This window comes from Pararhizobium arenae (assembly GCF_001931685.1).
GTDB classification, from domain to species: domain Bacteria; phylum Pseudomonadota; class Alphaproteobacteria; order Rhizobiales; family Rhizobiaceae; genus Pararhizobium; species Pararhizobium arenae.
On sequence record NZ_MOOY01000039.1, the window covers coordinates 1 to 514 of the forward strand.

2 protein-coding genes are annotated in these 514 nt (G+C 54.9%); one reads left to right on the top strand and one right to left on the bottom strand.

Annotated features, from left to right (window positions below):
• The coding region (locus BLX89_RS23790) for a transposase (RefSeq protein ID WP_143523759.1) at positions 1–207 on the top strand (207 nt) is incomplete at its 5' end.
• A 108-nt stretch (positions 208–315) separates the two neighbouring features.
• On the opposite strand, the gene BLX89_RS23795 is transcribed toward BLX89_RS23790, so the two are convergent.
• Positions 316–514, bottom strand: a 199-nt coding sequence (locus BLX89_RS23795) for a transposase (RefSeq protein ID WP_198935199.1), incomplete at its 5' end; no start/stop codon positions are given.

Below are 514 nucleotides of genomic sequence, written 5' to 3' on the forward strand. Positions count from 1 at the left end.
GCCATCAAGGCGAGATGGGTTTGCGAGCAAGCGCATCAGCAGATGAAAGAGGAACTCGGCCTCGACCACTTCGAAGGCCGATCATGGCAAGGGTTACATCGGCACGCCCTCATGACGATGATCGCCTATGCCTTCCTCCAGCACCACAGATTGCAGACTGCAAAGTGGGAAAAAAAAGACGCGACAAGGACGAAAGGGGCCGCCTGAGCCCACCCTGCCTGCTATCCGTCGAGCTGTCATCAGCGCACTCGCCAGACCCATGACGACAATCCGATGTCCTCACTGCAAAGAGCAAATTATACGCATCCTCACTGATCAGAACTCATTGGTCCATTCTCTGCGTCCGATAGACATGATGCGCCAAGGCTGTCTTTCGAGTTTCCGCCAGGCATCACAGCAATGGTCGACGATGTCTTCGTATGATTTGAAGACGCGGTTTGAGAGCCAGTTTTCGCGCATGAAGTGCCAGAGATTTTCGACCGGGTTCAGTTCCGGTGATTTCGGCGGGAGCGGC